A 13,143-nucleotide genomic window follows, 5' to 3' on the forward strand; every position below is an offset into this window, starting at 1 on the left:
ATCGGGCATTATAACAAAGTCCTGAGCCGTGCCAACAATTTGAGAGAATTTCGCAAAAATGGATACAGACAACAAAATCCTGCCGCTGACCGATAGCGTCCAGGAAGCCCTCGCCATCACCAAGCGTGGTGTGGACGAGCTCATCATCGAAAGCGAATTCGCTCAAAAGCTGGCGCGCTCGGAAAAGACTGGCGTGCCGCTGCGCATCAAATTAGGGCTGGACCCGACCGCGCCTGACTTGCACTTGGGCCACACCGTGGTGCTGAACAAGATGCGCCAGCTGCAGAACCTGGGCCACCAGGTGATCTTCCTGATCGGCGACTTCACTTCGATGATTGGCGACCCTTCCGGCCGCAACGTCACCCGTCCGCCGCTGACCCGCGAGCAGATCGAGCTGAACGCACAGACTTATTTCAAACAGGCATCGCTGGTGCTGGATGCGGCCAAGACCGAAATCCGCTACAACTCGGAGTGGTGCGATCCGCTGGGCGCGCGCGGCATGATCCAGTTGTCCTCGCGCTACACCGTGGCGCGCATGATGGAGCGCGACGACTTTTCCAAGCGTTTCAAGAACGGCACCCCGATTTCGGTGCACGAGTTCCTGTACCCGCTGATGCAGGGCTACGACTCGGTGGCGCTGAAGGCCGACCTGGAGCTGGGCGGTACGGACCAGAAGTTCAACCTGCTGGTTGGCCGCGAGTTGCAAAAGGATTACGGCCAGGAACAGCAGTGCATCCTGACCATGCCGCTGCTGGAAGGCCTGGACGGCGTCGAGAAGATGTCCAAGTCCAAGAACAACTATATTGGTATTACCGAGCCGGCCAACACCATGTTTGCCAAGGTGATGTCGATTTCGGACGTGATGATGTGGCGTTACTACGACCTGCTGTCGTGGAAGTCGATCGAGGAAATCGCGGGCCTGAAGAAGGCGATTGAAGGCGGGGCGAATCCGCGCGATGCCAAAGTGGCGCTGGCGCAGGAGATCGTGGAGCGCTTCCACTCGCGCCAGGCGGCGGAGGATGCGCTGGCCGACTTCGTGAACCGTTCCAAGGGCGGGATTCCGGATGATGTGCCCGAAGTTGCCGTGGCCGGCGCGCCGGTTGGCATTGGCCAATTGCTGAAGCAGACCGGCTTGTGCGCTTCGACCGGCGAGGGCCTGCGCATGATCGATCAGGGCGGCGTGCGTATCGACGGTACGGTGATCAGCGATAAGGCGCTGAAAATTGAGGCAGGCACCTTCGTGCTGCAGGTCGGCAAGCGCAAATTTGCTAAAGTGACCTTGTCGGCATGATCGGGCTTCTGCAGCGGGTTTCGTCCGCCAAGGTTGTTGTCGATGGCGAGACGACCGGCGCCATCGATGGCGGGCTGATGGTGCTGGTGTGTGCGGAGAAGGGCGATACGGAGAGGGAGGCGGACCAGTTGCTGGCCAAGCTTTTGTCGTATCGTGTATTTTCCGACGATGCCGGCAAAATGAACAAGTCGGTGACCGATGTCGCGGGCGGCTTGCTGCTGGTGCCGCAGTTTACGCTGGCGGCGGATACCAACTCCGGCACCCGGCCTTCGTTCAGCCCGGCGGCTGCGCCGGCGGATGGGAAGCGGCTGTTTGAGTATTTTGTGGAGCAGGCGCGTTCCAGGCACGCGGTCGTTGGCACGGGCGTGTTTGGGGCGGATATGAAGGTGTCGTTGACCAATGATGGGCCGGTGACGTTCTGGTTGCAGGTGAGTCCAAAATAAAAACCGGTAAACCTGGGTCTGACCCGCAGGGTCAGACCCAGTCTGAGCCGCTGCCAGGGGTGTTGGTTCTGGGCCTTTGAGGCCGCAGGCAGACGAGCTGACCGGGTCTGACCCTGCGGGTCAGACCCGGGTTTACCGGTTCAAAAAGCAAGCTGGGAGATAAAGATGAAAATCTGGAGCGATTCCTTCAAGGATGGCGCCGCCATCCCCGGCGATTTTGCTTTCGCGGTGCGCGACAAGGCGACGAAAGTGCGCCTGTCATCCAACAAGAACCCCCACCTGGCCTGGTCCGACGTCCCCCCAGGCACCGAATCCCTGGTCCTGCTCTGCATCGACGGCGACGCCCCCACCGACGGCACCCACGTCAACCAGGAGGGCCACACCCTGCCCGCATCGATGCCGCGCGCCGATTTCTACCACTGGTCCCTGATCGACATCCCGCCGAAACGCAGCAGCATCGCCGCCGGCGAATTCTCGAAAGAAGTCACGCCAAAGGGCAAGCCGGCCGGCCTGCCAGCGCCCCTGCGCCACGGCATCAACGACTACACCGGCTGGTTCGCCAGCGACAAGGACATGGCCGGCGACTATTACGGCTACGACGGCCCATGCCCGCCATGGAACGACGAGCGCACCCACCATTACATTTTCCGCCTCTACGCGCTGGACACCCCGCGCCTGGAGCTGGAAGGCCGCTTCACCTGCCAGGACGTGCTGGACGCCATCCACGGCCATATCCTCGACGAGGCGCAGGTAATCGGCAGCTACTCGCTATTTGAATGACAAGAATCCTGCTGATCCGCCACGGCGAAACCGCGTGGAACGCCGTGCGCCGCCTGCAAGGCCACATCGACATCCCCCTTAGTCCTACCGGCGAACGCCAGGCTGATGCCCTGGCGCGTGCGCTGGCGGCCGAGCCGCTGGAGGCCATCATTTCCAGTGACCTGGGGCGCGCCCTGCAAACCGCGCAAGCGGTGGCGGCGCACCATCCCCACCTGCCCCTGCACACCGACCCCGGCCTGCGCGAGCGCGGCTACGGCGCATTCGAAGGCCTCTTATATACAGAGATCGCCGAACGCTACCCCGTGGAGTTCGCGGAATGGCAGGCGAGGGACGTGGATGCCGTGATGCCGGCCGGGGACCGCGTGGCGGAAAGCTTCCGCCAGTTCTTCCAGCGTTGCCAGGACGGCATCGCGCGCTGGGCCGAACGCTATCCACAACAATCCATCCTGATCGTCGCCCACGGCGGCGTGCTGGAATGCGCCTACCGCGCTGCCCGCGGCCTGTCGATCGACGGCCCGCGCGATTTCCAGGTCAAAAACGCCAGCATCAATCGATTTACCTTTGATAAAGGGGTGTTGTCGCTTGAGCAATGGGGCGAGGTTGCGCACCTGTCCGCCAGCCTGGACGACATTGTTTAAAAAAGTGATTAGTTTTTGGGCAGCGCATCGGTTAAAATAGCCCCCTTTCCCGCACTGTCTTACGGATTTGTTAAGTGAATATCGGACCTCACGAGCTCCGCAATAACGTCTTTGTCGCGCCCATGGCTGGCGTGACGGACCGCCCGTTCCGCCAATTGTGCAAGGAACTGGGCGCGGGCTACGCCGTGTCCGAGATGGCCGCTTCCAACCCGCGCCTGTGGGCCAGCGAGAAGTCCTCGCGCCGTACCGACCACACCGGCGAGATGGAGCCGAAAGCCGTGCAAATCGCCGGCGCGGTGCCGGAAGAACTGGCGGAATGCGCCAAGTTCAACGTCGACCGCGGCGCCCAGATCATCGACATCAATATGGGCTGCCCGGTGAAAAAGGTGTGCAACAACTGGTGCGGTTCCGCCCTGTTGCAGCACGAAGACCTGGTCCAGCGCATCCTGGAAGCGGTGGTGCCGGCGGTGAACGTGCCGGTTACCCTGAAATTCCGCACCGGCTGGAACCGCGAGAACAAGAACGCCCTGCGCATCGCCCGCATCGCCGAGCAAGCCGGCATCCAGATGCTGACGCTGCACGGCCGCACCCGCGCCGACGGCTACACCGGCGACGCCGAGTACGACACCATTGCCGCCGTCAAGGCTGCAGTCAGCATCCCGGTGGTCGCCAACGGCGACATCACCACCCCTGAAAAAGCGCGGTATGTGCTCGACAAGACCGGCGCCGACGCCGTGATGATCGGCCGCGCCGCCCAGGGGCGCCCATGGATCTTCCGCGAAATCGACCATTTCCTGCGCACCGGCGAACACCTGCCGGCGCCGCTGGTGGCCGAGGTGCGCAAGCTGATGGACGAACACCTGCAGGCCCACTACGCCTTCTACGGCGAATTCCTGGGCGTGCGCACCGCGCGCAAGCACATTGGCTGGTATGTGCGCGACCTCCCGGGCGGGGAGGAGTTCCGTCAGGAGATGAACCGCCTCGAGTCGACCGCAGAACAACTGCGCGCAGTCGACAGTTTCTTCGAATCCCAATGGAAGTACGGCGAGCGGTTACAATACCGCCTCGCCGAAGAACCGCTGGCTGCGTGAACCGCGCCTGCATTGGCAAATATTTAGCAAGATCGATAAAAAAATGAGCAAAGAAAGCATTCAGGAAGTAGTCCAGAAAAGCCTGGAAGACTACTTCAATGACCTGGGCGAGCAGCAGGCATCGAACGTGTACGACATGGTAGTGATGACCGTTGAGCGTCCGATCCTCGAAGTGGTGATGGGCCGCGCCGACGGCAACCAGTCGCACGCAGCCCAGATGCTGGGTATTAACCGCAATACTTTGCGCAAGAAATTACAGGAACACGGCCTGCTGTAAGGCTGATTCCGCGTCCCGGTCCCTTTTGGCCGCGACGGGCCGTGGGGCTGGATGGTTTGTACCGATTTCCGTAACCTTCCCCCCACAGCTATGATCAAACAAGCTCTCATCTCCGTATCCGACAAGACCGGCGTGCTGGATTTCGCCAAGGCCCTGTCGGCCATGGGCGTCAACATCCTGTCCACCGGCGGCACCGCGAAACTGCTGGCCGATAACGGCGTGCCGGTCACCGAAGTGGCCGATTACACCGGTTTCCCGGAAATGCTGGATGGCCGCGTGAAGACGCTGCACCCGAAAGTCCACGGCGGCATCCTGGCCCGCCGCGACTTCCCTGAGCACGTCGCCAAGCTGGAAGAGCACAGCATCCCGACCATCGACATGGTGGTGGTGAACCTGTACCCGTTCCAGGCGACCGTGGCCAAGGCCGAGTGCTCGCTGGAGGACGCGATCGAGAACATCGACATCGGCGGCCCGGCCATGCTGCGCTCCGCTGCCAAGAACCACAAGGACGTGGTGGTGATCTGCGATCCGACCGACTATGGCGTGGTGCTGGCGGAGATGAAGGGCACCGACAACGCACCGGGCTACGTGTCGTACGAAACCCGCTTCAACCTGGCCAAGAAAGTCTACGCGCACACCGCGCAGTACGACGGCGCCATCACCAACTACTTCTCCAGCCTGGGCCCGGACCGCAAGCACGAAACCCGTTCCGCCTACCCGGCAACCCTGAACGTGGCCTTCGAAAAAGTGCAGGACATGCGTTACGGCGAAAACCCGCACCAGTCGGCTGCCTTCTACCGCGACCTGGCTCCGGTGGCCGGCGCGCTGGCCAACTACCGCCAGCTGCAGGGCAAGGAACTGTCCTTCAACAATATCGCCGACGCTGACGCAGCGTGGGAGTGCGTGAAATCCATGGGCTCCACCGCCTGCGTGATCATCAAGCACGCCAACCCGTGCGGCGTGGCCCTGGGCGCGAATGCGCTGGACGCCTACCAGCGCGCGCTGAAGACCGACCCGACTTCCGCTTTCGGCGGCATCATCGCCTTCAACGTGGAAGTGGACGGCGCAGCGGCAACCGAACTGGCCAAGCTGTTCGTGGAAGTGCTGATCGCTCCTTCCTTCACCGCGGAAGCGCGCCAGATCATGTCGGCCAAGCAGAACGTGCGCCTGCTGGAAATCCCGCTGGGCGAAGGCGTGAACGCCATGGACTTCAAGCGCGTGGGCGGCGGCCTGCTGGTGCAGTCGGCTGACTCCAAGAACGTGCTGCCTTCCGAGGTGCGTGTCGTGAGCAAGCTGCAGCCTACCCAGCAGCAGCTGGCGGACCTGATGTTCGCATGGCGCGTGGCCAAGTACGTGAAGTCGAACGCCATCGTCTTCTGCGGCAATAACATGACCCTGGGCGTGGGCGCGGGCCAGATGTCCCGTATCGATTCCGCGCGCATCGCATCGATCAAGGCGCAGAATGCAGGCCTGTCGCTGCAGGGTTCCGCCGTGGCTTCCGACGCATTCTTCCCGTTCCGCGACGGCCTGGATGTGGTGGTTGATGCGGGCGCGACCTGCGTGATCCACCCAGGCGGCTCGATGCGCGACCAGGAAGTGATCGACGCCGCCGACGAGCGCGGCGTGGTGATGCTGTACACCGGTACCCGACATTTCCGTCACTAAAAACCGGTGGTTCGGTGCCTGACCCGCAGGGTCAGGCACTGGTACGCGACCGTCGCGTGCAGGTGTCAGACCCTCGGGTCTGACACCGGTCTACCGGTTTCTGCCGTAAAATCCGGGAATGATAATTCTCGGCATCGACCCCGGCTTGCGCACCACTGGCTTTGGCGTCATCCAAAAAGTGGGCAACAAGCTGCGCTACATCGCCTCCGGCACCATCAAGAGCGGCGAGGGCGACCTGCCGCAGCGGCTAAAGGTCATCCTCGACGGCGTCGCCGAAATCGCGGCCACCTACAAGCCCGATTGCGCCGCGATCGAAAAAGTCTTCGTCAACGTCAACCCGCAATCCACCTTGCTGCTCGGCCAAGCCCGCGGCGCCGCGATTTGCGCCTTGGTGACGCACGAACTCAAAGTCGCCGAATACTCGCCAACCCAGCTGAAGCAAGCCGTCGTCGGCACCGGCCGCGCCACCAAGGCGCAAGTGCAGGACATGGTCGCGCGCCTGCTGGCGCTGCCCGGCCTGCCCGGCACCGACGCCGCCGACGCCCTCGGCATCGCCATCTGCCACGCCAACAGCCAGGCCACGCTGGCCGTCGTCACCAACGCCCATCCCGCCCTGTCTGGACTGCGCATGAAGCGCGGCCGCCTGGTGGGCTAATCGCATTCAAAGGAACACCATGATCGGACGTCTCACCGGCATCCTGCTCGAAAAGAATCCCCCGCAACTGCTGGTAGACGTGCAAGGCGTCGGCTATGAAGTCGACGTGCCGATGTCTACCTTCTACAACCTGCCCGGCGTGGGCGAGAAAGTCAGCCTGTTCACCCACCTGACGATCCGCGAAGATGCGCACCTGCTGTTCGGCTTCGGCAATGCCGAAGAACGCGCCGTATTCCGGCAGTTGATCAAGATCAGCGGCATCGGCGCACGCACTGCGCTGTCGATCCTGTCCGGCCTGTCGATCGCCGACCTGGCGCAGGCCGTCACGCTGCAAGAAGCCGGCCGCCTGGTGAAGATACCCGGCATCGGCAAGAAAACCGCCGAACGCCTGTTGCTGGAACTGAAGGGCAAGCTGGGCGCCGACATCGGCGCTGCCGGCGCGCACCCGGTCCACGATTCGCAAGCGGACATCCTGAATGCGCTGCTGGCGCTGGGCTACTCCGACAAGGAAGCGTTGCAGGCGCTGAAGACCGTACCTGCCGGCTCCTCGGTTTCCGACGGCATCAAGCAAGCGCTGAAAGCTTTGTCGAAAGGCTGAGAGCTGTCGAGGAATGAGGTCTCATGAAAATTGAGAGAATCCACGAGCGTCTGGCAAGCGCACTCGATCGCGAAGAGAACACGTTCATTTCCAGCGAGGTATTCGACATTAGCCTCGTCGATGGCGATATCCGGCTTAGCACCCGGACCGTAGAACCGTTCACCAAACGCTACGACGCGGATGATGAATGTGATGATGACGTTGAAGCCTACGGAGCATTTGTCGATGGTGGGCTGGCCGGCAAGATCGAGTTGGCAACAAGCTGGAATGACCTTGGGTCGATCGAGCACATCGTCGTCTCCCGCACGTTTCGCCAACGCGGTATTGCGACTGCGCTGATTCAGTTCGCCAAATCGTGGGCCCAGGACAGGCAGCTCAAGGGCCTGCGACTGGAAACCCAGACCAACAACGTCGCCGCCTGCAAACTCTATTTGCGGAATGGCTTCGAGGTGGGCGGCTTTGACCGATTCGTTTATCGCACCCAAGAGCAGGTCGCCAACGAGACCGCACTCTATTTGTACTGGTTTCCCGAACAGCGGACGTCGGAGTTGCAAAAAAGATAGTATGCTTCGGGTTTTCGAAATCAACTGAACGCCGCATGACATCGACTGTCCGCAAGTCCTTCCTCGCCTTACTGTTGTGCGCACCAATGCTCGCAAGTGCAGGCTCCAAGACATTGTCGGTTGCCTTCTTCGATTACTCGAACGGGATCGGCAAGACATCGTTCAAAGCATTGCGCGCGAGCGGATACGAACACCAATGCTGGCAAGAGAGCTTTGGAGAAATCGAAGGCATTGACACCGCTTACATAGAGAAACCACCGGCGAACCTTCAAAGGGACTTGCTGTTGCGCGCGGTACGCGGCGACGCAGCTGCTGCCGAACAATTTCGCCTGCAGCTAAACAACGCAAGGCTCAGCGGCGCCTATGCGTTTGTTCCTGATCCATCAGGAAGCTTTGCCACCATCTACGGCCTGGGCTATCAATCGATCGCTGTTACGTCGTCGGCCTCTGTTCGTCTTCCGGAAGATGGCAAGCCGATCGCGAACACCACGTTTTCCAAACGCCTGTGTGAAGCCAGCAAGGCGATGGACTGAACCCAGTTGTTTGATCGAAGCGGGGCGTGATAATCGGATGCTTTTAACTTTTCGTTGGGAGTGAAATGCTGCGTCTTTCTTTTTTCGTTTTTTTGACCCTTATCGCATCTGGCGTGCATGCCGAAGAAGATCCGTTTGCTGACCTGAAAAAGGGACAGCCTAAAGCTGTCGGAGCACTCGCCGAACGAATCGCCATGTGCACTCATTTCGCCGGCGAAGAACCTTACGACGCTGAGCGCCGGAAAGAGATTGCTGAGGCCATGAATACGTACCGCTGTGGAAAGATCGAGAGGGACGAGGCGGTCCTGCGCAAGCGCTATAAGGCCAATCCTGGAGTTTTGGGGGCGCTTCAAAGAGCCCATGAATGGTAAGAGCTAAATTACTTGCGCATCCCGTCCACCCAAGCCCATGGAGGCCTGAGGGCGCTGTGGGCTCTAGCCAGTGGTCCAGGGGACTGAGAACAGCATTGCCGCCGCGGTTGAGGAGGTGGCTTTTTCTGTTGTTCTTGTTCCTTTTCTTTGTTTCCTGACTCAAGAAGAACGAGCGATCCAACGGGGCTTAAAAGCTTTATATGCTGACATTGATGACGCAATTGTCTAACCCTCAGTTCCAACGGTCGCTTAACGGCGCCGCTGAACAGTCACGTTAAACCTACACTCATGCCCTTTAATCCTCCACCTATCTTTTGCAGTGAATCTTGTGAAAAGGCAGAACTGGTTCGCTCCTTTGGTGAGTGCCCTGACTGCAAGCAGAGCTGGAATGGTAATGCCGGAGACGGTACCGAGCACTACCGTAACAATGCCTGGAGCATCTGCAACTGGTGTTCAAATAATCAGCATCGTTGCGCGCATTGTGGCAAGGTTGTACCAAACGTCTAACCTTCTGCTCCAGCGGACGCGCTACAGCGGGCGAGGCCCGCTACCGCACAGCTGATCAATCACGTTGGATCCAGGTATGAAAATCCGAGGCTCAATTAAGAAGAACAATTGGGGTGAATCGCGGGAGGCCTTCTATCGTCAGGAGGCTAACAATATCGCGTACTCACTTAAGGGGAAGCTTGCAGTGCGTGGCGCCGATGTGTTTTTGCAGCAAGGCGGAAGTGAGGTGCACTTAGTTACCGAACGACAGACCACTGCACTCTGGTTCGATGTATGGACTGCGCTCAAAGAAAAATTTCCGGGCTTTTAGCATGAACGCCTTTGGCCCTACATCTCGATCAACTGCATCGCCACGTTAGCGGGAAAGTGTGGTGGAATTTAGTGAGCCTTTCTGAAACTTGGTAAGTTAAGATATGCCGACTTTTTCAGGAGCCTATTGATGTCCTTACGCCCAATCCTTGCCGCAGCGCTGCTGCTGCAGGTCTGCTTCGCACACGCTAACAATACCTCCCTGGAGGTGCTGCTGGATGCCCAATTGGCGCCCATGTTCAAGTCCGGCGCTCCCGGCGCCGCTGTCATTGTGATGCGAGATGGCGAGACGGCCTTCCGCAAAGCATATGGCCTGGCCGACCTCGACAAAAAGGTTCCGCTGCAAGCGGACATGCAGTTGCGACTGGGCTCGATCACCAAGCAGTTCACGGCAGTGGCAATCCTGATGTTGGCGGAGCAAGGCAAACTTTCGCTGCAGGACGACATTACGCGGTTCGTGCCGGACTATCCGACCAAGGGCAAGTCCATCACCATACACCAGCTGCTGCAGCACAAGTCCGGCATCCACAATTACACGGACATGCGTTCGTTCTGGTCGGTGGCGCGCAAGGATATGAGCGTCGCGCAGATGATCGACTTCTTCAAGGATGAGCCGCTGGACTACGCACCTGGCGAACGCTGGGCCTACAGCAACTCTGGCTACTTCCTTCTTGGCGCAGTTATCGAGAGAGCTTCCGGCATGCGCTACGCCGATTTTATTGCGCAGAATATCTTTGAGCCATTAGGTATGGTGGATACGGCCTACGAAGGCGCGGAGCGCAGCGCGAAGCGCCGCATTACAGGCTATCGCGGCGGCTTTTTCTCAGCCTATAGTCCGGCCGATCAAATCAGCATGTCGCTGCCCTATGCGGCTGGAGCGTTGGTTTCCACCGTTGACGATCTGGCGCGTTGGGATGCTGCCATCAGCGCTGGCAAGCTGCTGACGGCGGAAAGCTGGAAGCAGGCTTTCACGCCATGCACTCTGCCTGGTGCGGCGGCATGCAATTATGGTTTCGGTTGGACCATTGGCAAACTGCGCGGGCACCAGGAAATAGCGCACGGTGGCGACATCCCAGGCTTTAATGGCTACGTCATTCGACTGCCGGACGATAAAGTCTTTGTGGCTGTATTGAGCAATGGCGAACGCTCTTTGCTCAATTCGGAAGTGGTGGCGAAGCATGCTGCTGCCATTGCCATTGGCGATCCATTCCCTGAGCGGAAAGTCATCGCTCTGGCGCCGGAGGCGCTGGACGCTTTCGTCGGCACTTATAAGCTGCCCGACAACAGCACGCGCACGGTGCGCCGCAAAGGGGCAATGCTGACGTGGCAGCGCGAAGGCCGCCCGGCGACGGACCTGAAGCCGTATGCATCGACCAGCTTCTTCATGGAGGGGACGATGAATAGCGTTGAATTCCGGCGCGATGCCGGCGGCAAAGTTACCAGCCTGTTGATGCAGCAGACCATTGGCGACCAGGTTGCCGAGCGCATTGCGGATTAAGCGAATCGCGAATACGTTTTACCCGGATGCGGGAACCTCTATCGATCAATGAGGTACTTGACCGGCTTGACGAACTTGCTGGCTCCGACATCTGCGTTCGAGGGCTGCTGACCTTCGAGTTCGAAGATATTTCGATCACACATTCACCGCGCGCCGGGGGGGCGTGGAGGCGACGGGCTTCAATTTTGAAGTGCTCCCGTAAATGCATGACAAGTCATTCAACCGGGACGCGCTGATGCGCTCCGGTGTATCCTTGTGGACGTCCTAACCCACTCACTCTGCTGACTGTGCTTCCATCAATCGGGTGGCGATACGCGGCTTGCCGCGCGCAATCCACGATATCTGCTGGAGGCGGGCCGTCTCAAGTCAAGCCACTGTGGCTGGGCGTCAAGAGGAACCCGCGACATGTCACGCAACCTGTCCAAACAGCGAGGTCAACAATGAGCGAGCAGAAGACTGATCCTTCATGGTGGCAAACACTGCCGGGGGTGCTCACGGGAATAGCTGCAGTCATCACCGCTGTGGGCGGTGCGATTGCTGTGCTTCATCAGAACGGGCTCCTCGGCAAAGGAACTTCCAGCGCTGTGTCATCGGCTGATCATCGTGAGCAGAGCCCTTCCGCAAAGATCAGCCCCAGCGCGCCAGAAGCTCCCAAAGCGAACTCACAGCCCGCTGAATTGGGGGCGACCCGTGCCGGGCACTACGCTTTCAAGCTGCTGGATACCAAAGTGGAACCGTACTCAACGGACAAGGACGGCAAACTCCAAAAACTCGCCCTCCGACTCTCCATTCGAGTAACCGATGTTATGGGTATGAGTGACTATGTCGATAGAAGGACAATCCAGCTTTCGGTTGATGGCGCGCAGTTAATTCCGGAGAATTCGATCAATTTCTCGGTGTATGATCGACAGTCTGTCGACACAGAGGCCCTCTTCATCATGCCGGCCAATGCCTCGGCTATCGCGTTGTTGCTCGGTCGGCCAGAAGACACGGTTACGCGACTTCCTTTGCATCTGAACCTGAACACGAATCGTTGAATGCTGGCCTCCCGCTTTACGTTTAATGTAAATCTTTGGAGGAGCAAAATGATTAAGCGAAAAGTTGTTCGTGACTTGATCAGGCGGCGCTTGGTCCCCATGGTTCTTCTTTCGTCGCTAGGGATAAACGGTGCCATTGCGCAGGGCCCTCAGTATGTCGAGGAAAACACCGACAGGCCTGGACAGGACTACCGGAGCTTCGATGTGCCGAAACCGGTTCCAGGAACCTTCGGAGGCACGTGGGATGTCTGCCAGCGCATATGTGAGGGGGATAAAACGTGCCGTGCATGGACCTATGCCAAGCCGGGCATTCAGGGGCCGCTCGCGAAATGCTGGTTGAAAAGCTCTTTGCCGAATGCTCTTTCAAACAATTGCTGCATATCGGGGGTGGTGCCAAGACCACAGGAACCTGGTATTGATCGACCAGGCGGCGACTATGCAAACTTTGAGGTTCCGACCGGATTGACCTCGGAATGCCAGCACGCCTGTGAAAAAGACTCCAAATGCACGGCCTGGACCCAAGTCCGAGCGGGCGTACAAGGGCCTAACGCAAAATGCTGGCTCAAGAACACGATTCCGCCGGCGACCAACAATGTGTGTTGCTGGTCGGGTGTTGTGGAGCGGCCACCAATAGTGAGATAAATTGTGGATCACAAGGGACACAGTAATGGCTGACAGGAAGGGGCTTCCCCTTTGGTCAAGGGGACTGGGCTACGGCCAGCCTCTTCCTTTCTGAAGTGCTCCCGAAAATGCATATCAATTCAATTAACCGGGACGCGTTGGATTGCCTCCACGCTGCGGATTGAGTCAGCAGGTTGTCTCTCACGTTAGAGAGGAGCCGATGCGAGATCCGGCAAGAATTGACACGGTCCTATGCGAAGGCCTCA

The 13,143-nt window shown here is 59.4% G+C and carries 16 protein-coding genes; all 16 read left to right on the forward strand.

What is annotated here, in order from left to right:
* Positions 1-58: 58 nt before the first annotated feature.
* The 16 genes from tyrS to ACN9MW_RS06590 all read left to right on the forward strand — a co-directional run bounded on the left by tyrS (position 59) and on the right by ACN9MW_RS06590 (position 12,898).
* On the forward strand, positions 59-1,291 hold the full coding sequence (tyrS, locus tag ACN9MW_RS06515) for a tyrosine--tRNA ligase (RefSeq protein ID WP_426168836.1): 1,233 nt from the start codon (positions 59-61) through the stop codon (positions 1,289-1,291).
* Positions 1,288-1,734: a D-aminoacyl-tRNA deacylase gene (gene dtd, locus ACN9MW_RS06520; protein WP_426168838.1), complete on the forward strand. Its 447-nt coding sequence runs from the start codon at positions 1,288-1,290 to the stop codon at positions 1,732-1,734. Before tyrS ends, dtd begins: the two co-directional genes overlap by 4 nt.
* A 165-nt stretch (positions 1,735-1,899) precedes the next feature.
* Positions 1,900-2,514, forward strand: coding sequence for a YbhB/YbcL family Raf kinase inhibitor-like protein (locus tag ACN9MW_RS06525; RefSeq protein ID WP_426168841.1), 615 nt, complete (start codon positions 1,900-1,902; stop codon positions 2,512-2,514).
* Positions 2,511-3,152, forward strand: a complete 642-nt coding sequence (locus ACN9MW_RS06530) for a histidine phosphatase family protein (protein ID WP_426168844.1) — start codon at positions 2,511-2,513, stop codon at positions 3,150-3,152. The genes ACN9MW_RS06525 and ACN9MW_RS06530 overlap by 4 nt, the downstream gene beginning before the upstream one ends.
* A gap of 74 nt (positions 3,153-3,226) precedes the next feature.
* Positions 3,227-4,243 (forward strand): tRNA dihydrouridine synthase DusB, encoded by a 1,017-nt coding sequence (gene dusB / locus ACN9MW_RS06535; protein WP_426168846.1) that lies wholly within the window; start codon positions 3,227-3,229, stop codon positions 4,241-4,243.
* Positions 4,244-4,286: 43 nt separating this feature from the next.
* Positions 4,287-4,520: a helix-turn-helix domain-containing protein gene (locus tag ACN9MW_RS06540; protein WP_028102293.1), complete on the forward strand. Its 234-nt coding sequence runs from the start codon at positions 4,287-4,289 to the stop codon at positions 4,518-4,520.
* A gap of 90 nt (positions 4,521-4,610) precedes the next feature.
* Complete coding sequence (purH, locus tag ACN9MW_RS06545; protein ID WP_426168849.1) at positions 4,611-6,185, forward strand: bifunctional phosphoribosylaminoimidazolecarboxamide formyltransferase/IMP cyclohydrolase; 1,575 nt, start codon at positions 4,611-4,613, stop codon at positions 6,183-6,185.
* 118 nt (positions 6,186-6,303) lie between these two features.
* Positions 6,304-6,840, forward strand: coding sequence for a crossover junction endodeoxyribonuclease RuvC (ruvC, locus tag ACN9MW_RS06550; protein ID WP_426168851.1), 537 nt, complete (start codon positions 6,304-6,306; stop codon positions 6,838-6,840).
* A 19-nt stretch (positions 6,841-6,859) separates the two neighbouring features.
* Positions 6,860-7,438, forward strand: a complete 579-nt coding sequence (ruvA, locus tag ACN9MW_RS06555) for a Holliday junction branch migration protein RuvA (protein ID WP_426168854.1) — start codon at positions 6,860-6,862, stop codon at positions 7,436-7,438.
* A gap of 23 nt (positions 7,439-7,461) precedes the next feature.
* Entirely contained in the window at positions 7,462-8,001 is a 540-nt protein-coding gene (locus ACN9MW_RS06560) for a GNAT family N-acetyltransferase (protein WP_426168856.1), read from the forward strand.
* 35 nt (positions 8,002-8,036) lie between these two features.
* A complete protein-coding gene (locus tag ACN9MW_RS06565; RefSeq protein ID WP_426168858.1) occupies positions 8,037-8,534 on the forward strand; it encodes a hypothetical protein in 498 nt (165 codons plus the stop codon).
* A gap of 65 nt (positions 8,535-8,599) precedes the next feature.
* The gene (locus ACN9MW_RS06570) at positions 8,600-8,905 is read left to right on the forward strand and encodes a hypothetical protein (protein ID WP_426168860.1); all 306 of its coding nucleotides are present in this window, start codon (positions 8,600-8,602) and stop codon (positions 8,903-8,905) included.
* Between the two features lie 583 nt (positions 8,906-9,488).
* A complete protein-coding gene (locus tag ACN9MW_RS06575) occupies positions 9,489-9,722 on the forward strand; it encodes a hypothetical protein (protein WP_426168863.1) in 234 nt (77 codons plus the stop codon).
* A 129-nt stretch (positions 9,723-9,851) separates the two neighbouring features.
* A complete protein-coding gene (locus ACN9MW_RS06580; RefSeq protein ID WP_426168865.1) occupies positions 9,852-11,219 on the forward strand; it encodes a serine hydrolase in 1,368 nt (455 codons plus the stop codon).
* A 440-nt stretch (positions 11,220-11,659) separates the two neighbouring features.
* A complete protein-coding gene (locus ACN9MW_RS06585; RefSeq protein ID WP_426168868.1) occupies positions 11,660-12,256 on the forward strand; it encodes a hypothetical protein in 597 nt (198 codons plus the stop codon).
* Positions 12,257-12,355: 99 nt separating this feature from the next.
* Positions 12,356-12,898: a PAN domain-containing protein gene (locus ACN9MW_RS06590; protein WP_426172128.1), complete on the forward strand. Its 543-nt coding sequence runs from the start codon at positions 12,356-12,358 to the stop codon at positions 12,896-12,898.
* Positions 12,899-13,143 lie beyond the last annotated feature (245 nt).

The organism is Pseudoduganella sp. R-34 (assembly GCF_049904655.1).
Taxonomy (GTDB): Bacteria; Pseudomonadota; Gammaproteobacteria; order Burkholderiales; family Burkholderiaceae_D; genus Rugamonas.

What these genes read in the sequence shown, in the direction of transcription:
- tyrS (WP_426168836.1), top strand. Translation starts at nt 59, where the DNA reads ATGGATACAGACAACAAAATCCTGCCGCTGACCGATAGCGTCCAGGAA.
- dtd (WP_426168838.1), top strand. Translation starts at nt 1,288, where the DNA reads ATGATCGGGCTTCTGCAGCGGGTTTCGTCCGCCAAGGTTGTTGTCGAT.
- ACN9MW_RS06525 (WP_426168841.1), top strand. Translation starts at nt 1,900, where the DNA reads ATGAAAATCTGGAGCGATTCCTTCAAGGATGGCGCCGCCATCCCCGGC.
- ACN9MW_RS06530 (WP_426168844.1), top strand. Translation starts at nt 2,511, where the DNA reads ATGACAAGAATCCTGCTGATCCGCCACGGCGAAACCGCGTGGAACGCC.
- ACN9MW_RS06540 (WP_028102293.1), top strand. Translation starts at nt 4,287, where the DNA reads ATGAGCAAAGAAAGCATTCAGGAAGTAGTCCAGAAAAGCCTGGAAGAC.
- purH (WP_426168849.1), top strand. Translation starts at nt 4,611, where the DNA reads ATGATCAAACAAGCTCTCATCTCCGTATCCGACAAGACCGGCGTGCTG.
- ruvC (WP_426168851.1), top strand. Translation starts at nt 6,304, where the DNA reads ATGATAATTCTCGGCATCGACCCCGGCTTGCGCACCACTGGCTTTGGC.
- ruvA (WP_426168854.1), top strand. Translation starts at nt 6,860, where the DNA reads ATGATCGGACGTCTCACCGGCATCCTGCTCGAAAAGAATCCCCCGCAA.
- ACN9MW_RS06560 (WP_426168856.1), top strand. Translation starts at nt 7,462, where the DNA reads ATGAAAATTGAGAGAATCCACGAGCGTCTGGCAAGCGCACTCGATCGC.
- ACN9MW_RS06565 (WP_426168858.1), top strand. Translation starts at nt 8,037, where the DNA reads ATGACATCGACTGTCCGCAAGTCCTTCCTCGCCTTACTGTTGTGCGCA.
- ACN9MW_RS06570 (WP_426168860.1), top strand. Translation starts at nt 8,600, where the DNA reads ATGCTGCGTCTTTCTTTTTTCGTTTTTTTGACCCTTATCGCATCTGGC.
- ACN9MW_RS06575 (WP_426168863.1), top strand. Translation starts at nt 9,489, where the DNA reads ATGAAAATCCGAGGCTCAATTAAGAAGAACAATTGGGGTGAATCGCGG.
- ACN9MW_RS06580 (WP_426168865.1), top strand. Translation starts at nt 9,852, where the DNA reads ATGTCCTTACGCCCAATCCTTGCCGCAGCGCTGCTGCTGCAGGTCTGC.
- ACN9MW_RS06585 (WP_426168868.1), top strand. Translation starts at nt 11,660, where the DNA reads ATGAGCGAGCAGAAGACTGATCCTTCATGGTGGCAAACACTGCCGGGG.
- ACN9MW_RS06590 (WP_426172128.1), top strand. Translation starts at nt 12,356, where the DNA reads ATGGTTCTTCTTTCGTCGCTAGGGATAAACGGTGCCATTGCGCAGGGC.